12 protein-coding genes are annotated in these 25,125 nt (G+C 37.8%); 9 read left to right on the top strand and 3 right to left on the bottom strand.

Translation table 11 applies throughout. The features are described 5' to 3' along the window. Nucleotides 1-160 precede the first annotated feature (160 nt). Entirely contained in the window at nucleotides 161-508 is a 348-nt protein-coding gene (locus IEV41_RS06590; protein ID WP_188387612.1) for a hypothetical protein, read from the top strand. Between the two features lie 74 nt (nucleotides 509-582). Here IEV41_RS06590 and IEV41_RS06585 read toward each other — a convergent pair whose 3' ends face one another. The 3 genes from IEV41_RS06585 to IEV41_RS06575 all read right to left on the bottom strand — a co-directional run bounded on the left by IEV41_RS06585 (nucleotide 583) and on the right by IEV41_RS06575 (nucleotide 20,428). Continuing rightward, the gene (locus tag IEV41_RS06585) at nucleotides 583-19,095 is read right to left on the bottom strand and encodes a DUF11 domain-containing protein (protein WP_188387611.1); all 18,513 of its coding nucleotides are present in this window, start codon (nucleotides 19,093-19,095) and stop codon (nucleotides 583-585) included. 205 nt (nucleotides 19,096-19,300) lie between these two features. Next, on the bottom strand, nucleotides 19,301-19,822 hold the full coding sequence (locus tag IEV41_RS06580) for an ImmA/IrrE family metallo-endopeptidase (protein ID WP_188387610.1): 522 nt from the start codon (nucleotides 19,820-19,822) through the stop codon (nucleotides 19,301-19,303). Between the two features lie 228 nt (nucleotides 19,823-20,050). After that, nucleotides 20,051-20,428 (bottom strand): helix-turn-helix domain-containing protein, encoded by a 378-nt coding sequence (locus IEV41_RS06575; protein ID WP_188387609.1) that lies wholly within the window; start codon nucleotides 20,426-20,428, stop codon nucleotides 20,051-20,053. A 156-nt stretch (nucleotides 20,429-20,584) separates the two neighbouring features. Between IEV41_RS06575 and IEV41_RS06570 the strand changes: the two genes are divergently transcribed. From IEV41_RS06570 to IEV41_RS06535, 8 genes are all read left to right on the top strand, one after another. Continuing rightward, on the top strand, nucleotides 20,585-20,872 hold the full coding sequence (locus IEV41_RS06570) for a helix-turn-helix domain-containing protein (protein WP_188387608.1): 288 nt from the start codon (nucleotides 20,585-20,587) through the stop codon (nucleotides 20,870-20,872). A 53-nt stretch (nucleotides 20,873-20,925) separates the two neighbouring features. Further along, nucleotides 20,926-21,105 carry a hypothetical protein gene (locus tag IEV41_RS06565; RefSeq protein WP_188387607.1) on the top strand — a complete coding sequence of 60 codons (180 nt, stop codon included), beginning with the start codon at nucleotides 20,926-20,928 and terminating at the stop codon, nucleotides 21,103-21,105. Between the two features lie 59 nt (nucleotides 21,106-21,164). Continuing rightward, on the top strand, nucleotides 21,165-21,950 hold the full coding sequence (locus IEV41_RS06560; RefSeq protein ID WP_188387606.1) for a hypothetical protein: 786 nt from the start codon (nucleotides 21,165-21,167) through the stop codon (nucleotides 21,948-21,950). After that, entirely contained in the window at nucleotides 21,943-22,269 is a 327-nt protein-coding gene (locus IEV41_RS06555) for a replicative helicase loader/inhibitor (RefSeq protein WP_188387605.1), read from the top strand. Before IEV41_RS06560 ends, IEV41_RS06555 begins: the two co-directional genes overlap by 8 nt. Before the next feature lie 7 nt (nucleotides 22,270-22,276). Continuing rightward, nucleotides 22,277-23,587, top strand: coding sequence for a replicative DNA helicase (gene dnaB / locus IEV41_RS06550; RefSeq protein WP_188387604.1), 1,311 nt, complete (start codon nucleotides 22,277-22,279; stop codon nucleotides 23,585-23,587). A gap of 9 nt (nucleotides 23,588-23,596) precedes the next feature. Next, the gene (locus tag IEV41_RS06545) at nucleotides 23,597-23,902 is read left to right on the top strand and encodes a hypothetical protein (protein ID WP_188387603.1); all 306 of its coding nucleotides are present in this window, start codon (nucleotides 23,597-23,599) and stop codon (nucleotides 23,900-23,902) included. Between the two features lie 28 nt (nucleotides 23,903-23,930). Next, nucleotides 23,931-24,392: an ArpU family phage packaging/lysis transcriptional regulator gene (locus IEV41_RS06540; protein ID WP_188387602.1), complete on the top strand. Its 462-nt coding sequence runs from the start codon at nucleotides 23,931-23,933 to the stop codon at nucleotides 24,390-24,392. 333 nt (nucleotides 24,393-24,725) lie between these two features. Next, nucleotides 24,726-25,106, top strand: a complete 381-nt coding sequence (locus IEV41_RS06535; RefSeq protein ID WP_229722160.1) for a hypothetical protein — start codon at nucleotides 24,726-24,728, stop codon at nucleotides 25,104-25,106. The last annotated feature ends 19 nt before the right edge of the window (nucleotides 25,107-25,125 follow it).

Here is a 25,125-nt window from a genome sequence, read left to right as displayed (position 1 = left end):
AATATGTAACCGTGTAAGCGATTATCTACATTAATGCCTAATGTTACTTGGATGGAATGTTCAAAAAAAACATCCATAGCAAGAGTGTTTTTCCTAGGAGGTTCAGATATTCCATATGTAATAAGTAATTAAATTCTATCTACAAAAGGAGTGTTTAAAGATGAAAAAAGCTGGTTTTTTAGCAGCCGTTATTGTGTTAGGTAGCTTAACTGGAGTCGCACAAGCATCACCTGTAGTAGAAAATATTAATCAATCTACAACAAATAATGTTCAGTCGATTGAAGTATTACCAATCATTCTACCTTTATTTGTAGGGAGTTCAACTTTCATTGAAGGAAATCACCTCACACCGTTAACAGGAGATGGTACGGTGTATGATATTACTCCAACTAAGAATGGATTTTATATTAAGGGCCTTGCATTTGGGACAGGCTATATTAAGGTAGATGGTGTCAAAATGATGATTGACGTTTCCTATCATCATTCAGGTCCAAACTCTCTTAAATGATTAGGATAAGAATAGTTTATTAAATACAAAAAGCTTGTAGTTGGAGTAAAACCAAACTACAAGCTTTTTTGTTTTTAATTATTACCTCTATACCAATCGTAGAAAAAGTTTCCTCGTATAAAGCGTTCGCCATCAAAGAAACAAGTGAGATTTGGAAGAACTCCTGGGACAAAAAGGACTGTGTTTTCGTTACTTATAATCGTTACGATGATTGGTGGATCTGTAGGCGAAGTTTGAAGTTGAAGTGTAGCTGTTGCTGTATTATCGAATTCATTGTTAGTAGGTGCGCTAATTACTTGAACTGTAAATGAAATGGTTACTGTTTCATTTGGTTCAAGGTTCGTCGTAACAAGGAAGCCGATATTCGGATCTACTAGTGGCGATGGTATACCATTAATGAGGACAGTTCCATTAATAAAGCGCAAGCCTGTTGGAACAATATCCTGTAAAGAGACGCTCGTAAGTGGGACGGTAGACGTATTTGTAATTCGAATTGTATAGTCAAAATATTGAGTTAAGGTTGCTGATGAAACAGAGGCATCTTTTATTACTGTTGTTGTTATTGATTGCACTGAGATGCTTACAACATTGGAATCAAACGTCAAACGAATAATTGGATCCTGTGGTGTTAATTGGAAAGCTGCTGTAACGATTGCTGAATTAATAATCGTGTTGCTTGATGGGATAGAAGTAACGAGTGTCTCAAATGTTATTGTTGCATTTTCTTCTGGAAGTAAGCTTCCAATTTCGATACCGGTGTCTGGGCGTACATTTGGAAATGGTATGCCGTCAATTGTTACACTGCCTTCTACAAATGTCGTTCCGTCTGGAATGGTATCTACAACAGAGGTACTTATTGTAGGGATGGAAGATTGATTCGTGACTTCTAATGCGAACGTAATCGTATCTCCTACAGTAGTGGTGAGTCGGTTTGCATTTTTGGAAATTGTAACGATTGGATTAATAACTGTTGTTGATACGATATTTGTTTGTTGTGTGATTAGAATAGGCGGTTCAGTTGGATTTACTACATAACTAAAAGTCGTCGTTGCAAAGTTGTTTAGTGTATTTGGTGTTGGAATAGAAGTTACTCTAACTTGGAATGACACAGTAACGCTACCACTTACACCGATAGTGCCAACTGGTATACCAGTTGCTGGATCTACATTTTGTAGAGGTTGCCCGTTTACGATAACACTATCTTCTATAAAGGTAGTGCCTTCAGGGATGAGGTCTACAACGTTGACGTCGTTTGCTGGAACATTACCAGTCTGATTGAGTGTAATTGTATATGTTAACGTATCTCCAATAGCTGCGAATGTACGATCAACCGCTTTATTACTATCCAAATCTGCATGATTGACTTCTGTTATTGCTGCTGATGAAGTAATAGTTTCTGTGATAGGTGGTCGATTTGGTAACGTGTATTGATATTCAACCGTACTTGTATTAGAAATAGGATTTATTTGCGGAATAGAAGTAATGCGAACTTGGAATAGAACGGTTGCAGTCGTAGTAGATGGAATGCTGTCAATTTGTATTCCGGTTTGTGGATCATCATTTGGACGTGCTATGCCATTGACGATGACACTATTGGCTATAAAGCTCGTATTTGCTGGGATGATATCTGTAACTGTGATATTTTCTATTTGAATATTCCCGTTATTTAAGATGGAAATGGTGTAAGGGATAATAGTTTGTAGGTCAGCGTATTGAATAGGTGTTGTTTTTGTAGCTACTACATTAGCAGAAAGAATATCAGTAAAGGTAAAGTTACTCGTTGATGTCTGTTCCTCTCCGTTAAACGTATAACGAGAAGAAGATTGATTTTGAATACGTCCGCTAGGTGGAATGGCAACGATAGTTACTGAAAAAGTGATAGGGGTTGTAACATTAGGTGCAATATTTCCTACAAGTACACCGGCACTTGGATTCACACCAGGTTGAGGTACATTATTTATTGACAAGCTATCTTCAATGAACGTAGTACCTTCTGGAATAAGGTCTGTAAAGATAACAGAAATTGCATCCGAATCCCCGATATTCGTTAATGTTGTTGTGAACGTTAGAGTATCTCCAATTGTGACAGCTTCCATATTGGCTGTCTTGAGTGAAACGATATCAGCGTCATTAATTTGTACAAGTGTTGTATTGGAGATTGTCGATTTTTGAATAGGTGCAGAGTTAGGATCGAAAATAAAGTCATAATCAATCGTTGCAGTATTAGGTGTAGGATTAACAGTTGGTAAGTTCGTCACAGATACTTGGAACGTAATGGTAGTCGTTTGTCCAGGCGCGATAGTAAGAACAGAAAAGCCGATGTTAGGGTCTGCTGATGGCAGTGTGATACTGTTAATTGCTACAGTTCCTGGAATAAATATGGTTCCGTCTAGGATAGTATCTGTAAAGAAAATGGAGTTCGCACTAGCAGAGCCAGTATTTTGAATGGAAACGGTGTAATTAATTGTATCCCCTATATTAGCTAACACTTTATCTGCCATCTTCATAGCGACAAGAATAGCATCAATAAATTCGATACTTGTCGTATTTGAAGAGGTGGTTTCAGAGATTGGTGGTGTATTTGGTATCGGCTGATATTCGTAGTGAATGAGTGCAACGTTAGGGATAGGATTTTGTGTTGGTATTGCCATTACGGATACTTGGAATGTAACGATGACTGTTTGGTTAGGAATAAGCGTATTAAGTGTGATGCCAGTAGTTGGTGTTTCGTTAGGTCTTGGAATACTGTCTACGAGAATACTATTCGGAACAAAGGCCGTTCCGTTTGCAAGTGCATCGATAAGAATTGTATTTGTAATGTCGAATACACCAGCATTTGTTACTGCAACTGTATAGGTGATAATTTGCCCGATACGTGTAATAGATCTATCAGCGGATTTGATTGCCTGGATGTTAGCTGTTCGGACATTGATACTTACTGTATTTGAGAATGAAGTACGCTGAATAATAGGTGTATCAGGGCTAATTTGATATCCGTAAGCAGTAGTAGAGGTATTTATGACAGTGTTGTTGCTTGGTATGCTTGTAAGTTGTGCTTGGAATGCGATAGAGACTGTTTCATTTGGTAGTATCGTCCCGATTATTACTCCGTTTTCTGGATTCACGCCAGGTTGAATGAGATTGTTTATTGATAAGCTATTTTCAATGAACGTAGTACCTTCTGGGATAGCATCTGTAAAGATAGCTGAAATTGCCGCAATATTTCCGGTATTCGTTAATGTGGTGGTGAAAGTCAACACTTCTCCGATAACGGCGATATCTGTATTGGCTGTCTTAAGTGAAACAATATTAGCAGCGTTAATTTGTACAAATGTCGTATTGGAGGTTGTCGATCTTTGAACCGGTGCAGAATTTGGGTCAATAATAAAGCTATAATCGATCTGTGCCGTGTTAGGTACAGGATTGATAGGTGGTACATTCGTTACAGATACTTGGAAAGTGATGACGGTCGTTTGCCCCGCTCCAATGTTCGGAACAGAAAAACCAGTGTTAGGATCAGCTGTTGATAGAGTGCTACCGTTAATGGCTACAGTCCCTGGGATAAATGCTGTTCCGTCTTGAATAGCATCTATAAAGAAAATCGAGTTTGTAATAGTTGAACCAGTATTTTGAAGGGATACTGTATAACCAATGATATCTCCTATAGTAGCTACCACTGTATTTGCCGTTTTTGTAGCTAGTATAGTAGCTGAAAGAACATCTGTAAAAGTAAAGTTACTAGTTGATATCTCATCTTCTCCGTTAATTATATAACGAGAAGATGATTGATTTTGGATACGTCCGCTAGGTGGAATTGAAACGACAGTAACTGAAAATTCGATAGAAACCGTAATGTTAGGTGCAATTGTCCCTATGAGTACACCAGTACTTGGATTTGCGCCAGGTTGAGGTACATTATTTATTGATAAACTATCTGGAATGAATGTGGCTCCGTTTGGAATAGTATCTGTAAAGATAACGGAAGTCGCTTCTGTATTACCGGTATTGGTTAATGTTGTCGTATAAGTTAATACATCTCCAATCGATACAGTATCCACATCGGCTGTCTTAAGCGAAACGATACTAGTAGTATTAATTTGGACAAGTGTTGTGTTGGAAGTTGTGGATTTTTGAACGGGTGCAGAGTCCGGAATAACAATGAAGTTATAGTCGATCCGTGCAGTATTAGGTACAGGATTTATAGTAGGTAAGCTCGCCACAGATACTTGGAAAGTGATAATACTTGTTTGCCCCGTTGCAATGTTAGGAATAGAAAAACCGATGTTAGGATCTGCAGTTGGTATAGTGCTACCATTAATGGTCACCGTTCCTGGAGTGAACACAGTACCGTTTTGAATAGCATCTGTAAGGAAAATAGAGTTTGTAATAGTCGAGCCAGTATTTTGAATCGATACAGTATAATCGATCGTTTCTCCTATAGTAGCTAAAATCTTATTTGCAGTTTTTGTAGCTACTAAATCAGCTGAAAGTACCTCAATAAAGATAAGGTTACTAGTTGAAATTCGTTCTTCTCCATCACTTATATAACGGGAAGAAGATTGGTTTTGAATACTTCCATTGGGTGGAATTGCAATGACAGTAACGGAAAATGCGATAGAAATCGTAACGTTAGGTGCAATTGTTCCTATGAGTACACCAGTACTCGGATTTGCACCAGGTTGAGGTACATTATTTATTGATAAGCTATCTAGAATGAATGTAGTACCTTCTGGAATAAGATCTGTAAAGATAACAGAAGTCGCATCAATATTACCAGTATTCATTAATGTTGTTGTATAAGTGAGAACATCTCCAATCGTTGCCGTATCCATATTGACTGTTTTAATTGAAATGATATTAGCATTATTAATTTGTACAAGTGTCGTATTTGAAGATATTGATTGTTGAATTGGTGCCAAATTAGGATCGAAAACAAAATCATAATTGATAGTTGCGGTATTAGGTACCGGATTGACAGATGGTAAGTTCGTCGCAGTTACTTGGAAAGTGATAGTAATCGTTTGTCCAGGCGCAATGTTAGGAACAGAGAAACCGATGTTAGGATCAGCATTTGATTGTATGGTACCGTTAATTGCCACTGTTCCTGGAATAAATGCAGTTCCGTCTTGGATAGTATCTGTAAAGAAAATGGAGTTTGTGCTAGTCGATCCATTATTTTGAATGGAGACTGTGTAATCAATACTATCATTTATAGTAGCAACGACTGTATTTGACGTTTTTGTAGCCACAAGAATAGCGTCAACAAATTGAGTGTTTGTAGCATTTGAAGAGGTCGTTTCAGAGACTGGTGGTCTATTTGGTAACGTGTATTGATATTCCACCGTACTTGTGTTAGAAATCAGATTTGTTGGTGGGATGGAAGTAACTTGAACTTGGAACAGAACGGTTGCTGTCGAATTAGGTGGAATAGTATCAATTTGTATCCCTGTTTGTGGATCATCATTCGGGCGTTCGCTACCATTGACAATAACGCTATTTGCTACGAAACTCGTACCTGCTGGGAGGATATCCGTAACTGTGATGTTATCTGCTTGTAGATTACCGTTATTTGAGATGGAAATGGTGTAAGGAATAATTGTTTGTAGTCGAGCGTACTGAATAGGTGTTGTTTTAGTAGCTACTATAGTAACGAAAAGAACATCAGTAAACGTAAAGTTACTCGTTGATGTTTGTTCTTCTCCATTAATTGTATAGCTAGAAGATGATTGGTTTTGAATTTGTTCGTCAACTGGAAGTGCAACAACAGTAACTGAAAATGTGACAGGAATGGTAATGTTAGGTGCAATGGTGCCTACAAGTACACCATTACTTGGATTCAGACCAGGTTGAGGTACATTGTTTATGAATAAGCTATCTGCAATGAATGTAGTACCTTCTGGAATAAAATCTGTAAAGGTAACAGAAGTTGCGTTAGAATTTCCGATATTAGTCAAAGTTGTTGTGAATGTTAACGTATCTCCAATTGTGACAGCCTCCATATTCGCTGTCTTAAGAGAAACGATATCAGCATCATTAATTTGTACAAGTGTTGTATTGGAAGTTGTAGATTTTTGAATTGGTGCAAAATCTGGATTGAAAATAAAGTCATAATCGATTGTGGCAGTGTTAGGTACTGGATTGATAGCTGGTAAGTTTGTTACAGATACTTGGAATATAATGATAGTCGTTTGTCCAGCGTCAATGGTAGGGATAGAAAAGCCAATGTTAGGATCTGCAGCTGGTTGTATATTCCCGTTGATGGACACAGTTCCTGGAATGAATACGGTACCGTCTTGGATAGTATCTGTAAAGAAAATGGAGTTTGTGCTAGCAGAGCCAGTATTTTGAATGGAGATTGTGTAATTAATCATCTCATCTATACTAGCTAGCACTCTATCTGCCGTCTTCGTAGCGACAAGAACCGCGTCAACAAATTGGATGGTTGTCGTATTAGAAGAAATGGTATCAGAGACTGGTGGTGTATTTGGTATCGGTTGGTATTCATAGTGAACGAGTGCAACGTTAGGGATAGGATTTTGGGTTGGTATCGCTGTTACTGTTACTTGGAACGTGACGATGACTGTTTGATTAGGGGTAATCGTAGTAAGTGTGATACCGGTAGTTGGCGTTTCATTAGATCTTGGAATTCCATCTACGAGAATACTGTCAGGAACAAATGATGTTCCATCTGCAAGTGCGTCGATAAGAAGTGTATTCGTAATATCGATTGTACCAGCATTTGTTACTGCAATTGTATAGGTGATAATTTGATCGATACGTGTAATGGACATATCAGCAGATTTGATTGCTTGTGTGTTAACTGTTCGTACATTACTATTCACTGTATTCGATAAAGAAGTACGCTGGATAATAGGTGAATCAGGATTGAGTTGATAGGTGTAAGAAGTAGTCGAGATATTTGTCACAGTGTTATTGGCTGGTATGCTTGTAAGTTGTACTTGGAATGAGATAGAGATTGTTTCATTTGATAATATTGTGCCAAGTGTTACTCCATTTTCCGGGTTAACGCCTGGTAGAGGTACATTGTTTATTGATAAGCTATCTGCAATGAACGTAGTACCTTCTGGGATAGTGTCTACGAAAACAACGTTGTTGGCTGAGACAGTTCCTATATTTTGTAGTGTAGTTGTATAGGTAATAATTTGCCCTAGTGATACAAAGGCTGCATCCGCTTGTTTCGTAGAAATAAGATTTGCATTTTGGATAGGTGTTGTAACGATATTAGAATTCGTCGTACGATTAACTGGTGGAGCAGAAGGACTACCTATATATTGATAGGTTGTGGAAGATTGGTTCACAATTGCCGTTTCGGTAGCTGGATTGTTTGTCAACACTTCAAATAGGATCGTTCTAGAACTACTTGCGGGTAGGTTTCCAAGTTGTATACCGTTTTCAGGATTTACACCAGGTTGTGGAACACCGTTAATTGTTAAGCTATCTAAAACGAATGTAGTTCCCTCTGGAATAGCGTCTGTGAAAATAATATTTATAGCTTCGACATTCCCGATATTTGTTACTTCAGAGATATAAAGAATCGTTTCTCCAACATCTACAAGTAGTAGATTGGAAGTTTTTGTAATGGTTACTTGTGCTCGCACAAAATTTGTTATCGTGATGTTACTTGTAGAAGTCTCTGTAATTGGTGGTTGCCCAGGGTCCGGTTGAATGGTATATGTTGTATCGGATTGGTTTAGGATAGACTCTTGTGCGAATGAATCATTAATAATAATTTGGAATGAAATAAGATGGATTGCGTTAGCTGCAAGATCGGGTAAGGAGACCCCGATAGCTGGATTTGCCCCAAGTATCGTTGTTCCGTTAAGTGTAAAGCTATTTTCTATAAATGTAGTACTTTGAGGAATAGCATCTATAAATATGAGATTAGTTGCTGGGATATTTCCGTTATTATTTAATGTTACCGTGTAGGTTAAGATGTCACCAGTAGTTGCTTGTTGTGTATTGACTGTTTTGAGAGAAAGGATATTTGCATCTGAAATTTGTGTGAAAGCTGGATTAGAAGTAATCGTTCGAGCGATAATTGGCGCGTTTGGATCAGCGACAAAGGTGTAGTCAATACGAGCTGTATTAGCAATTGGATTTGTATTTGGAATGAAGTCAACAAGTGTTTGGAATGTGACGGTAGTGCTTGCTGAAGCAGGAATAGAACTTAGAGATATACCTACATTTGGGTCTTCTCCTGGAGCAGAAGCGCCATTAATCGTAACACTATTAGGGATAAATGAAGTACCTTCAGGAACTAAATCTGTTAAAGTGACTGTATTTGCAGTTTGATTTCCACTGTTTTGAATAACGATTGTATATGTGATTGTACCACCGGTAGATTGTATAACAGAGTCTGTTGTTTTCATTGCAGATAGTGATGCATCAATGACAGACGTGTTAACGGAATTAGAAGTAGATGTTCCAGGAACAGGTGATTGATTTGGGTCTACGAGGTACGTGTAACTTGTAATTGCTTGATTAATGATGACTCCTTGCGGCGGAATAGAAGTAGTGAGAAATTGGAATGTAATAGTAGCTGAATCACCTGGTTGGATAATGCCCACTGGAATACCGAGAGTTGGGCTTGCGTCTGGAAGTGGAACACCGTTTAGCGTTACACTATTCGGAACGAACATAGTACCTTCAGGAACACCATTTATAACTAATACAGAATTTGCAGGGATATTTCCGATATTTGTTAATGTAGCTGTGTACGTAATAACATCTCCGATGGATACGATGAAACGGTTTGCTGTTAAAACAGTTGTCACAGTTGCGTTATTAATTTGTGTGGCAGCAATAGTGGAATTTATTGCACCTGTAACTGGCGGAGCATTTGGATCCACAATAAATGCATATTGAATAGATGCAACATTTGTTAGTGGATTAACAGGTGGAATGGCTGTAACGAGCACTTGGAACGTAACGGTTAATGTACCGTCTACGCCAATTGTTCCTATATTCACACCGTTATTAGGATTTGCTCCTGGTATTACAGTTCCGTTTAAGGTGAAACTATTTGCAACAAAGGTTGCTCCGGCTGGGACAAGATCTACGAAATTTAGATTAGTAGCCGCTGTATTCCCGCTGTTTTGAATAAGAACTGTATACGTAATTATGTCTCCAATATTTGCAAAAGTTGTATTCGTTGTTTTTGTAGCTGAAAGGATTGCTGTACTAATAGCAGTAACGAAGATGTTTGTTTCTGCGTTACCAGGTTGAGCAAGTAACATATCTCCTACATTGTATTGGAAGTTAGCAAATCCTACGTTTTGGAGTTCTGGTGTGAGAGTTGTTGGTGGAGCTATGATTTGAACTTGGAAAATAATCGTTACAGTTTGATTTAGATTTATTGTATTGATACCAACACCGTCAATAATAGAAGCGGTTGGGAATGACATACCATCAACAATGACAGATCCGGCAACAAATTGTGTCCAGGTTTGTAAAGGATCTGTGAAGATAACGTTGTTAGCAGGGATATTTCCTACGTTTGAAATGGTTGCTGTATACGTAATGATATCTCCAATTGTTGCAAATGATTTATCGCCAATTTTAATAGTGGTTAAAATAGCGCTTTGGACGGTTGTTGCGACGCTGTTGGACATAATGTTTTTGGAGACAGGTGGGTTAATTGGATTAACAACATATTGAAAGCTAACTGTAGCTTGATTTGTAATTGGATTAATAGGTGGAATTTCATTTGCCGTAATCTGGAACGCTACAATGACTGTTTGATTTGGAGCAATAGTACCAATTGGTACACCTGTAGTGATGTTTGCATTTGGAATATTTATTCCATCCACTGTGAAACTGTTAGGGTCAAATGTCGTTCCACTAGGGATAACATCTGTGAAAATAACATTCGTTGCGCTCACATTTCCGCTATTTGTAATGGCAACGGAGTAGGTAATACTTTGCCCAATATCTACAGTCGATACATTTACCGTTTTTTGTGCGGCAAGTATGGCACTATTAATTTGAGTTGTTGTCGTATTAGATTGATTAGAAGCTGTAATAGGCGTTTGATTTGGATCAACACTATATTGGTAGCTGGTATGAGCAGAGTTCGAAATAGGGTTAGTGACTGGAAGTGTTGTAACAGTAGCTTGGAATGAGACAATTGCCACATCGCCAGCGTTAATGGAACCGATATTTACCCCAGCAGATAGATCAACGTTTGGAATGGTTTGCCCATTAACGGTGAAGCTATTCGGGACGAACGTTAAATTGCTATCAAGGATATCCGTAACCGTTACATTCGTTGCCATTGTATTTCCGGTATTAGGAAGAGTAAGTGTATATGTTATCGTGTTGCCAACATCTGCAAATGAAAGATTTGTTGTTTTTGTACTGAGTACCGTGGCGTTATTAATTTGGAGAAATGTCGTGTTTGAAGATGCGATAGTTGAGACTGGTGGATTGTTTGGATCAACAGTAAATGCATATGTGGTAGATGCCGTATTTGGTGCTGGATTAATAGGTGGAATATTAGTAACGATAACTTGGAAGACGATACTATATATCTCATTAGGTGGAAGAGGAGCAAGTGCAATACCGATAGTAGGATTAGCGTTAGGTTGTAGAACACCATCAACGGTTAATGTGTTAGGAACAAATGCTAGACCAGCTGGCAAGATATCTGTGAAAATAATATTTGTTGCATCGATATTGCCTATATTTGCAATCGACGTAGTATAGAAAGTTGTTTGCCCAATATCTGCATAGGATACACTTTCATTTTTAGTTAGAGAGAGTATTGCTTCATTAATTTGAGTGGAGACTGGATTGCTAATGGACGTTTCTGAAGTAGGTGGTGAAACTAAATCATACGTCGTCGATGAGAAATTGACAATCGGATTTACAGTTGGTAATGCAGTAACTGCTACCTGGAACAGAACAAATACGGTAGTTCCAGCTGTGATAGATCCAATATTTACACCGTTATTAGGATTTGCACCATCTTGAGGAACACCGTCAATAGAAAGGGAGTTTGGAATAAAGGTTGTTCCGCTTGGTGATATATCTGTGAAAATAACGTTTTGTGCAGTTGAGTTTCCTGTATTTATCAAAAATACCCCGTACGTTATTATATCTCCTACACGGCTAAAAGCTTTATCCACTTGTTTGACGGAGAGAATAGTAGCTGTGTTAATTGTCGTGAATACAGTATTTGACGTAGCCATTCTTGTAACAATTGGAGCATTTGGATCGGCAATAAATGAGTAAGATGCGGTAGCGAAATTGGCGATAGGATTTTGAACAGGTGTAGAAGTAGCGATAACTTGAAACGCTATAGATACTGAATTTCCAGCGGTGATTGCCCCTATCGTTATTCCTGTATTTGGATTAACGCCGAATTGAGTAATGCCATCTATTGTAACACTATCTGTAACAAACGTAGTTCCGTTCGGTATGAGGTCTGTAAAGGTAATATTTGTTGCACTTGTATTACCACTATTCGTCAAAACTGCTGTATAGGTAATCGTATCCCCTAGAGTTATTAAAGTTTGATCAACTGATTTTACTATTGTTATCAGAGCGTCTACAACAGGATTTGTAACAATATTTGTTGTAGTAGAAGTAGTAGTAGGTGTTCCATTTGGATCAACAGCATACGAGTATAAGATCGTGTCATTACCCGTAATTGAGTTTGAAGGAGGAACAGAAATAACACTCACTTGGAAGGTGACAGTTACCGTTTCACCTGGAGCAATATTCGGTATGCTTACTCCAAGCGCTGGATTTGCGCCAAATTGTGTGATGCCATTTATTGTAACAGAATTTGGAACAAGCGTAGTACTAGCAGGAATAACACTTGTAAATGTTATATTTGTAGCCGCTGTATTTCCAGTGTTCGTAATCGTAGTTGTATACGTAATTGTATCCCCAACGGAAACAATCGTTTTATCATCGCTTTTTGTAGCCGTTAATATAGCGCTATTAATGGTTGTCGTAACAGTGTTTGATACAGTCGTTTGTGAGACAGAAGGCTGACTAGGGTCGACCACATGTTCAAATTGTACGGAGCTAACATTAGAGGCTGGGTTTATACTTGGTATATTTGTTACCAATGCATGAATTATAATGGTAGCTGTTCCATTTGGATTGATAGTTCCAATTTGTATACCGCTTCCTGGGTTACCAATTTGCTGTGTTCCTAAGTCGTTTATTAGCGTTCCAGATATAAATGTCGTTCCTTCAGGGAGGATATCAGTGAAAATAATGTTTTGTGATGCGACATTTCCTGGGTTACTTAATGAAATAGTGTAAGTGAGTGTATCTCCAATTGTTGCAAAGGCTTTATCTACAGATTTAATTGCTACAATTTCGCCGGCATTCACTTGTGTAGAAGTAGCATTTGATGTCGTATTTCTTGAAGCGAGTGGTAAGCTAGGTCCTTTGACAAACTGATAATCGACGGAAGCGTTGTTAACGACAGGTGAATTCGGTCCGCCTGGTCCAATTGTGAAAACTGGATTTGGAATACTTACTACTTGAACTTGGAATGTTATGTTAATGGAATCCCCTGCGATTATATCCCCGATTTGTATACCATTTTCCGGATTTTCCCCAGGCAATAAAACCCCACCTACGCGTACACTATCCGCTATAAAGACTGTATTATTTGGTGTGGGATCTGTAAAAGTGATATTTGTAGCCGTTGTGTTACCGATATTTTCTAATAAAACGGTATACGTTAAAACGGAATTTCCAGGTGCTACATCAGAGAAGAGACGATCTACCGTTTTTGTTGCTTGAATGATAGCTTCGTTTATTTGAACTAAGATTGGATTACTAGTAGCTGTTTCTATAACAGGAGGCAAGTTAGGATCAACAATAATAGAATATGTCGTACTAGATTGATTTAACGTTGGATTTGGTGTTGGTATCTCTCCCACGAGGACTTGAAAGCTAATTACGGTCGTGCCTCCAACTGGAATGGAATCTAACGGAATCCCGCTATTTGGATTAAATCCAAGCTGTGGAATCGTATTAATTTGTACACTATCTGGAACGAAGGAAAGTTCAGGTGGTAATATATCTACAAAAATCGGTGCGTCTGCCGTTGTATTTCCACCATTCGTTAAGGTAGTTGTATACGTAATTGTATCTCCAATCGCTGCAAATGCACTACTTGCAATTTTCGATGCGATAACGGAAGCGGAATTCACTTGTGTAAACGTTGTATTAGATTGAATCGTTCTAGAGACAGGAGGTTCGTTTATATCCACAATGAACGTATATTGCAAGGAGGAGTGATTCGGAATAGGATTAGGACTTGGAATAGCTGTAATGTTTACTTGGAAACTAAGTGTAACGGATGCACCTGAAGCAAGATTCCCAATATTAACCCCGTTTTGTGGATTTGCATTCGGAACAGTTACACCATTGATGGCAAAGCTATTTGGAACAAATATTGTCCCGTTTGGAATGATGTCTGTAAATGTAACGTTGTTCGCAGTTGTATTTCCTGTATTCGTAACGGACGAAGTGAATGTAAGCGTATCTCCAATCGTAGCAAACGTTGTACTAACGCTTTTACTTACAACTAACGTAGCGTCAATAATGGGTGTCACGGTCGTATTTGTTATGGTACTACCCATAGTTGGATTTGTGTTTGGATTTACTGCATATTCGTAGTTTACAAGCGCATTATTCGTTAACGTGCCACTAGGAGGAATCGTAAGAATTTGTACTTGGAATGTAATAAATACAGTATCTCCTGGCGAAACATCGTTTAAGTGGACTCCTAGTAAAGGATCTAATCCTGGTTGCGGAACACCATCAATAGTCACAGAGTCTTGGATGAAAGCTGCACCTGGTCCAAGTCCATCTGTTAAAAGAGTGGCGGTGGCAGGGATATTTCCAGTGTTCGTAACAGCAATTGTATAAGTGACAATGTCTCCAATTGCAGCTGTCGAGGTGTTAGCTGATTTAGTCGCAACAATCGTCGCGTTATTAATTTGGACAGTTACGATGTTGCTAGCTGCATTTGCGGATACTGGAGGTAGATTCGGATTGACGATATATTGATATGCTGTATTACTTTGGTTAGGAATTGGATTTGGGTTAGGAATAGAAGTTACTTGTACTTGAAATGAGATAGTTGTAGTCGTATTAGGGCTTATTGGATCGATTGAAACTCCGATTTGTGGATTTGCATTAGGAATCGTCGTCCCATTTACCGTTACGCTATTCGGAACAAAAGCTGTTCCACTCGGAATAATGTCTGTAAATATCACATTCGTTGCAAGCGTATTGCCACTGTTGGTCAAGGTAGTCGTATACGTAATAATATCGTTCACATTGGCAAATTGTTTATCAGCCGATTTAGTAGCGGAAACGTTCGCGTTATTAACAGTGGTCTGTACAGTGTTTGAAGTAGCCATGCTTAATACAGCCGGTTTTAATGGATCGTACGTGTATTGGAATGTCGTGCTTGATTGATTCGTGAGTGGATTGACAGTTGGAATAGCTGGGACACTAACTTGGAATGCGACAATACGTGATGAATTTGCAGCAATTGTACCTACTAAAATACCATTTGCAGGATTGGCATTAGCTACCGGACTACCATCAATTGTTACGCTATTTGGAATGAACAGTGCACCAGTAGGGATGATATCGGTAAATATAACATTGGAAGCAACTATATTTCCGTTGTTTGTTAAGGTAGTTGTATACGTAATAATATCGCCAACATCAGCAAAATCTGTACTTGCTTGTTTAGTCGCGACAATCGTAGCAGTATTAATTTGTGTAGAAACGGTATTGCTAGTGGTATTTATCACGATTGCAGGTAAATTTGGATCAGCGATAAAACTATATTGAAGTGCAGCACTATTTTGGATAGGGTTTGGTGTAGGAAGACTAGTAGCACTTATTTGGAAAATGAGTGTTGTCGTGCCGCCAGCTGGAATCGTACCAACGTTCAGACCGATACTTGGATCTGCACCTAGTTGTTGTGCACCACCTATAAACACACTGTTTGGTACGAGCGTAGTACCAGCAGGGATAATATCCGTAACAATTACATTGTTTGCTGCAACATTCCCTGGATTAGCTAAGGCAATCGTATACGTAATTGGTTGACCAACATCAGCAATCGTTACATCTACACTTTTAGCTATGACGACAACTGCTAAGTTAATTTGTGTACTTACCGTATTACTGACAGATGTTTCGAAAATTGGTGGATCACCTGGATTGAGAACGAAGCTATATTGTGTGCTTGATGAGTTAATCGTTGGATTTTGCGTTGGTACTGTATTAACAATTACTTGATAGGAGACTGTAATGGAGCCACTAGCAGGAATAGGCGGTAATGGAACACCAATATTCGGATCGGCATTATTTTGGAGTACACCATTAATAAGAAACGTATTTGGAATGAAAGTCGTGCCATCTGGATTTGTGTCGACGAAGGTAGGGCTATCGGCAGAAACACTTCCTGTATTCGTTAACGTAATGGTATACGTTAATGTATCTCCAATAGTAGCAAACTCACGATCAACTGTTTTTATTGAAATGACATTCGCATCATTTACTTGTGTAAATGTAGGATTAGACGTTGTATTTTGATTTACGGGTGGATTGTTTGGATCAACGGTAAAGTTATACGAAATGAAAGCACTATTAGAAATAGGATTTGGAATTGGGATGGCAGTTATTGATACTTGGAAGGAGACTGTACTTATCGTTCCAGCATTAATACTACTAATAGGGATGTTAGCTGGTGTTAAGCCTGGTTGAGAAACGCCGTTCACAATAACACTATTTGGCACAAAGGAAGTGCCATTTGCTAGTGAATCTGTTAATACGACATTATTGGCGGCAACATTCCCGTCATTTGCAAGAGAAACGGTATATGTTAGTACATCTCCTACTTCCGCAAATGTTTGATCAACAGACTTCGTCGCAACAAGATTTGCTAGCCTAATTGTTGATGTCACAGAATTAGAGTTTGCGGTTTTTGAAGTTGGCGGTAATGCCGGGTTTACTGTATACGTGTACGTTGCAAAAGCGTTATTAATAATAGGATTTTGAGTTGGTAGGTTGTTGACGACTACTTGGAAGGAAAGGGTAAATGTAGCCCCGCCAGGAATAGTACCAATTGGCACTGCAACGAGAGAAGTTACATTTTGCATGACTCCATTTAACAGTACAGTACCAGGAATCAATATCGTTCCGTTTGGAATCGGGTCTGTTAATTCAACGTTAGTAGCAGCTGTATTCCCACTGTTGGCAATTTGGATCGTATAGCTAATTACTTCTCCTATTGTAGCAAACTGTTTATCTGTCGATTTTGTTAAGGTTATATTTGCGTTGTTAATTTGAGTAGCAACGAGGTTAGAAGAAATGTTCTTTGTAATTGGTCCTTGGCTAGGGTTAACGGTATATTGATACGAAGCACTAGCTCCGTTCGATACACTATTTGATGGAGGGATGCTAGTTACGACTACTTGGAATGTGACATTTTTTGTTGTACCCGGTGAGATAGAGCCTATGTTAACGCCACTTGCTGGATTTGCACCCACTTGTGTTGTTCCATCAATTGTTAAGCTGTTTAGGACAAATGTTGTTCCAGTTGGAATGACATCCGTCAAAATAACATTATTCGCATTTGTATTACCTGTACTCATAAAAGAAACGGTATAAGTTAGTGTATCTCCGATATCTGCAAAGCTTTTATCTACTGATTTTGCCATCGTTACAGTAGCATTATTCACTTGGGTAGAAACGGTGTTTGTTGTATCAGTTCCATTTACTGCAGGTTGATTTGGAATAGGAACGTACTGATATGTCGTCGTACCGCTATTTAATATCGGATTCGTTTGTGGAATAGCGGGAACAGTAACTTGAAAGGAAACAGTAGCCGAAGAGTTTCCTGCAATCGTTCCAACTGTTATACCGGTAGCTGGATTTGCTCCTCCCTGAGTAACCCCATTAACTGTTACGCTTCCAGGAACGAAAGTAGTCCCACTTGGAATAGGATCCGTATAGACAACGTTCGTTGCAGAGATATTTCCTACATTCGCTAGAGAAATGCTGTATGTTAGCGTGTCTCCGATATCTGCAAATAGTCTGTTGACAGACTTTGTTCCATTAATATCTGCGAGATTAATTTGTGTTCCGGCAGAATTACTCGTTGCAAGACCGTTAAACGTTGTTCCACCAGCTATTGGTGTATATTGGAATGTGACATTAGCGGTGTTAGAAATAGGATTGGCGCTCGGGAGAGAAACAACAGTTGCTTGAAATGTTACTAGACGAGAGGCGCCATTATTAATGGTCCCAAGTGATATACCAGCAGCCGGATTCGCGTTCGGTTGGGTGACATTATCAATTGTTACGGTACCTGGTATAAAAGAAGTACCGTTAGGGAGAATATCGGTCAACACAACGTTATTAGCGGGAAGCAGACCGTTATTAGGAACAGTGACGGTGTAAGTGAGTATGTCTCCGATTGTAGCGACGCTTCTATTTACACTTTTACTCGCTTGTACGTTCGGAGCATTAATATCGATTTGTAAGCCGACAGCGTTTAACATATACGCGTCGCCGTTTGTTGTTAGACGGATAGCGGCAGATGTTTGAGAATTTGTTAAATACGGTGAAATGTTGACCGAAGTAATGTCTAAACCTTGTCTACCTGCTGAAATATTTGTATTTGTAGACGCGCTTTGATTACGTGTCCCAAATGTTCCTGTCGTATCTAAATTTCCTGCCGAATTATTGACTTGGGATGCAAAAAAGTTATTTACAAAGTTATTTGGTCCGGATAAAGCAGTTAATGAACTAAAATTCGGTCCAAAGAGCGCCTGATCTCCAGTAAGATCAGCGTCACCTTCTGTTGCACTTAAAAATAATCGTCCACTTACAGGCCCACCTGAAGGTGTTAAAAATCCTGATACGGATACATCTGAACTACCAGTTTCCACAGAGACACGATTTCCAACAACATAAATTGTTAAGTTTCTAGCTGGTAATGAACCATTTTGATAAGCGACAATAAGTGTCCAACCAGCAGAGTTAATGGAACCATTTGATGCGTCTACCGGATCGACGAGTCCAGGAACAGAACCAGTTGTATAAGAACCAGAACCACCAGCTTGGACAAGTGCAGTTACATCTGCGGAACGGGTATAGAAGCCAAGCGTAACGTTTCCAGAAACGAATGTTTGATTGGATGCTGTAACAGCTGAAGGTGTAACAGAGTATGTTGAAATAGGAGTTGTAAAGGAGACAGCATTTCCTAATACACTTGTAATGTTTTGATCACGAGACAAATAGTTTCCGCCCCATATGAGTTCTGCATAAAGGACTGTACTACCTGCAGGGATTGTTAAAATAGCGGTAGAATTATTTTGCGTATAGCTTAAGGTTGTACCAGCAGGGAAGGTAGGTACTTGTAAGGCTGTATTCGTCGTTACAAATGCACCAATAGCACCGATTGTACCAGCACGATTTTGGTTACTAAGTTTACTCAAACCTAATGTGTTTCCAGTAATAGCAAGCGCACCGTTCGTGGTGGTAGAAAATCGATTCGTAATAGGCATGTTTTCACCTCATTTTGAGTAGAATTTTGGTCAACATAGCATATGTACTACCTAGATGAAATGAAGCATGTCCAACTGGATTTACGGAGAATAAGGCGACTACCTTAATAGTCAGAAGGGGTTGATTTAGATACATAGCTAACATAAAAGTGGAACCTTTTGTTTGTACAAAAAGGTTCCACTTTTTCGTAGTGTTTAGCTGTATTTACACAGCGTACTGAGTACGTATCATGTCATGAAGGCGGCTTGATAGAACTTGTTGTTCATAATGAGTCAATCGTCTTTCCGCAAGGGCTGGCGTGACATTAAATGTATTAGAAAGCATATTAATAGCTTCCGACTTTGTAGCAGGAAGTAGCATGTCTCGTAACATAAAGGTAGGGATGCAAAAGTGCATAGCAAAATTTTGTGCTTTCGCTTCTTGATACTCTAGAAACATCTTTGGCATTTGTAGTTGGTTACCTGCGTGATAGAGTAAATGAGCAATTTCATGACCAAAGTCTTCGAACTGTTCTTGTGGTGTTTTTCGCTCATCAAGGATAATACTAGCTAGTCCATTTCGCTCAATGGCACAACTACCGATCGGAGCAAAGTAAACCCAAACATTTAATTTTTGTGCCACGTCCATTATATCTACTTGTTCTGGAATAGAGATAGCTAACGAGTGGTATAAGTTTTTTGTATAGTCTTCAAGTTGAGTAGTATAGTAATGTTGTAATTTCTCCATGTCATTTCACTCCATTATCACATTTTAGAACATTTGTTCCTATTTTACACTAAAAAGAAAAGCCCGTGAAGAGGGCTTTTGGAATATATTTCATCTGTAGGTTAGATAAGGTATGAAGAAATTGACTAATACACAGCTGTATTTTCTATTTCAAATGAAGGATGTATTTTATTGGTACAGTGTATTTATAGCGATAGAGAAAATAGAAGCACATTTTATATTGTGCTTCTATTTTTGTTTATCTTCTGGTTTTCGGTTTTTTTCTTTCATTTTAATAAATTCCCAAAACTGTCTCAGTTCTTCTTGCCGTTCTGGAGCAGAATCTTTAATATCTTTAAACCATAATCCTAGCTCTGGATCATTTAGGACTTTATCTATTTCATCACTATGTTGATGAGTATACGTGTCAATAATTCCTAGCAGATAATCGGTAGATACTTCATAGAAATCAGCAATGTTTTTAATAAAGTCTGGATCAGGTTTTCGTTCGCTAGATTCATAACGGGATAATTGTACGTTCGAGATACCTAATGCGTGTGCAACTTTCGTTTGGGAATGTCCTTTGATCTCGCGTATGTGACGCATTCGCTTCGCTAATATGCTCATGATTTGCTCCCTCTCTCTTTATACTACATATATTTTACCATAACGGTAAGTTTTTAAACATTAGTTTTCCTAAATGGATAAAAAAAGTTGACTTTGCCAAAATGGCAATATAGAATGAACTCATAAGTTTCCAAAATGGCAAAAAGGAGATGCTCTATGCGACAAGTAAGTAAAAAAGTGGATCTAAACAAAATTAAAAGAATAAGAAAAAAAATGAAGTTATCATTGGAGGAGATGTCCGAGAGGTTGGGGTACAAGACGTTAAATGGATACTATTATTTAGAATGTGGCCGGACAAAGTTTTCTGCTGAGGCGTTGGCGATAGTTGCTGATATTTTTAATGTATCAGTAATGGAGCTTTTTTATGAAGAAGGTATTGTCAAAACGGTAAAAGACGAAAAAGAGATTCATAGTAGGGATACAAATACTAAGGGAAGTGTGTAATGAATATTTCCAAACGAAAGAGGTTACTACATAGTTTAGGAAGGTCTACATATGTGGCTAGACAAAAATTAGCTTATTTAGATAGAGTGTTGGAATTTTCTAATCAAGATGAGGCGATAAGGGAAAAATATCAAAGGCAACGGATGATTCAGCAAATGCATCTTAGAAGTCTTTATCAGGTGAGTGAGTTGATCAGGATACAAGAGCCCATCGCTGCAACGATGAGCAAATAATACATTGAAACAAATATATTTTAACAGGTTACTAGTTTTCAAGCAATGGAGAAAAAAGAATGAATAAACTTTTGTTAAATGAAAAACCGTTAATTGTTTTACCGTCCTTAGCGTGTAAGTATGGACTAAATGAAGCTATTCTATTACAGCAACTACACTATTGGCTCCAAGAAAGTAAGAATATCCGTGATGGATACACGTGGGTGTACAATACGTATACCGATTGGGGGAAACAGTTTCCATTCTGGAGTGAACGTACAATTAGAAGAAGTATATTGAAGTTAGAAGAAAGAAGAGTTGTTGTGTCAAACAATTTTAATAGAAAAAAGAGTGATAGGACAAAATGGTATCGAATCGATTATAAAGAACTACATTCATTATTGAATCAACATGGACAAGATGGACAACCCATAAAGAATGATTGTCTTATACCTATGGTCAATTTGACTACATCTATACCAGAGAATACTGCAGATAGTGCATTAGAAATAAATAAGGATAGAAAAGATATTGTAGGAATGCCGTTTCCTCCAATTGAGGATGTAAGTAGCGTTGCTAAGAGGTTTATTGAATTAAGGAGAAATGGATGTCACTTAACTGATTCTGATTATAAGGGTATTAATAAGGTATTAGAAACGAGTATGGCTGTAAATAGTGCGGTTAAGTGGTTAGAGGAATGTTTCGATAAATATCACTCGAGAAGTCCGAAAGAGGGTATTCGTTCGTTTAACTACTGTGTACCGTACATACTAGATCGATATAGAGAGAGCATGAGGAATCGAAAAAATAGAGTTATAGAAAGAAATAAGAGTTATATTGCGGAGGATTTTAATTTAGATGACTAAAAGAGAAGTATTTCATTTATTATCCAAAATAGCATCAGCTTATCCAATTAAAAACACGGAAATTACGCAAGAGAAAATAGATATCTATTATGAGGTATTTACCAATTGCGACTTTCAACATGTAATAGATAAATTAAAAAGATATATTAGTGCCGGGAACAAGTATCCACCAATGTTAGGAGATTTAATACCAGAAACATATAAAGAAGTATCTTCAGAAATCTATTCTTTAGAAATTCATAAGTGGTCAAATAATGCTGCTAGTATAGATGATATTGAACGTATTATAGAGGACACAAAACGAAAGTTGAAGAGGTGAAAAGGTGATGGAAGATCCAATTTACTTTGCCGAAGAATCGGTACTAGGATGTATTTTATGTGATGGAGATTTAATGAAAGATACATTACTAATGCCACAACATTTCTATCTTACGGAACATCAAATGATTTTCGCTAAAATGCGTGATATAGAGGGGAATAATAAAAAAATTGATCTTGTGTCACTAATGATAGAGTTAGGGGATAATTTAGCGAATATAGGTGGGTCTGAATATTTAAATAAATTAACTTTTCAAGTTCCTTCTACAGCAAATTTTCAGTTTTACGTCGAGACAGTATTGGATGGATGGAAACACCGGGAAGCAATTAAGCTAACGTCTAAACTCCAACGTCATTTACAACAACAGCATGATTTAAGTATGATTCATCAAATGACATCTGAATTGCTAGACTTGAGTGAAATAGGCATAGCAGCAGATTTCCATTTGAACGAGAAATTAGTAGATCTTTATGAAGAGATGCAGAGGGAAAAAGGAGAGTTAACTGGGATTAATACTGGCTATAAAGAATTAAATAATATGACAGACGGATTTCAGGAACAAGACTTTATTGTAATTGGAGCCAGACCTTCTGTCGGTAAGACTGCGTTTGCATTAAATATTGCTTCAGCGGCAGCCCAAAGTAATCTAGCAGTAGGAATATTTTCATTAGAAATGGCCAGTGAACAATTGCTCAAACGTATCTCGTCCAGTATTGGAAATATTAATGGGATGAAGATGAAGAATCCACGGCGTTATTTTAGTGTGGAAGATTGGCAGATCTTTAGCGAGGTGATAGCCCGTATTAACGAATGGAAGTTAGAAATATGGGATAAACCAAGTGTCACAATATCTGAAATGTATGCTCAAGTTAGAAGATTTAAAAGAAAACACCAAGATAAACAATGCTTAATCATTATTGATTACTTACAGCTAATTACAGGAGATAAAAAGCATAGTGGGAATAGAATACAGGAAATATCAGAGATAAGTCGGAAGTTGAAAATGATGGCTCGTGAGCTAAACGTCTGTGTTGTAGCATTATCTCAATTATCACGTAATATTGAATCGCGTCAAGATAAAAGGCCCAAGCTATCAGATCTCCGTGAGTCAGGTCAAATTGAACAAGATGCAGATGTAATAGCTTTTCTATATCGTGACAATTATTCTAATATGAATGGGAATGATACGAACATTGTTGAGGTTATCTTAGCAAAACAGCGTAATGGTCCAGTTGGAACAGTAAAGCTTTTATTTATAAAAGAAATAAATAAGTTTGTTAACTTAGAAGAAGGTTTAAGAGGGAAGAGAGGAGCTTGAGGAATAGAAATGAATGAACAGAGCAATAGCGTATTGGATGAATTAATAAGGTGCATTGAAAAGCAACAGCCACTAACAATGGAACAAATGTTAATAAAAGTATTAGATAAGCAGAATAAAGAAATAAGAAAGAGTCTAGAAAATGAAAAATATAGAACGCAAATGATTTGTAAGAAACTGGCTGAAATGATTCAAGATATAGCAGAAAAGAATTGTGCATTGAATGATCAGTTACATCGAAAAGAAAGTATCATACAGCAACAAAAAAAGGCGATTGAACAATTAGGGAAAGAATACGTAGACCGTGTGAGATAGTGAGAAACATAATGAGAGGAGAAAGTAGATGAATAATTCATTTTTCCTTCAGGAGCTAGAAGTGGACCTGAAGGCAACAAAAAAGAACGTCGAGAAAATACTTGAAAAATATCGTATGTATTTAGGGACAATACCAAATGATATTCAACCGAAGATGACGCCGTCTTATTCAATTCTTCCACCAGTAAAGACAAACGAATTTTATAGTTCTACAGAAAGTATTGCAATTGAAAGAATAGAATATGAACAGGAAAGAGATACGTTTATGCAGGTGATCTATGAGGCTGTTAACAACTTAAAGCAAGATGAACGTTTCATTATTATTAAACGGTATATGGAAGCAGATATGGGGTACGATCCAGATATTTATGCAGAATTAGGCGTGGGAAAGACGAAGTATTATGCGATGAAAAGACAGGCGATGAGTAGGCTTGCATTTATGCTGAAAATTGAAATGTATAAGAAGGAGAATAGTAAAAGGGCGATATAAATAGAATAGGTCGATTTGTTGAGGGAGATAGAAACCAATGTCGAGAGAAGGCATTGGTTTTTATAATGGAAAGAAACGTGTGAATAATGCGTGAACAATTGCCGAATTATTTGCGAACGATATATGGACGAAATGACCTTTTACATGTGTTATATTTGTATTGTAAGAAATAGATGAAAAACATCTGTCACAGCGCTACATACATCACTTTTGAATAGTACAGAAGTAGATGGAAGAAAAGCGTGATACAAATGTTTTTTATTTAAACCGTTATCTTCTTAGATAGCGGTTTTTTGCATTGTATTTATGAAAAGTGAAAGGAGGTGAGTAGGTATGAATGAGCAGGCTAAAGAACGTTTGCGAAAGATGAATACATTATTAGTCGAAAAACTTGAGGGTACTTTTAAAGCGAAGGTGTATCAAAACCGGGTGAGTAAACATGAGGAAGGGAATTATCCATATTTCATTGTTGAGGCAGCTGGATTTGAGAGGAAAGAAAATAGTTCTTTATTATATCAGCCTATTTTGATTCGCTATTATTCAGAAAGTAGGAATGACTTAGATGAAATGTTACTAGATATTATTTCACTATTAGAAGGTAGTAAGTATTCCTTCGTCCATTCAACTAAGAAGTCTATTCCAAAAGACGGAGTAGATGGATATGTAGATGAATTGCTAGTAACAATGACGAGGTCCGTTAAGCATTGCTTTTAAAGTGATGGTGTTGTTGTCA

Source organism: Priestia taiwanensis (assembly GCF_014638355.1).
GTDB lineage: Bacteria > Bacillota > Bacilli > Bacillales > Bacillaceae_G > Priestia_D > Priestia_D taiwanensis.
Note: the sequence above shows the minus strand (reverse complement) of the source record. Positions and strands in the feature narration are given on the sequence as shown.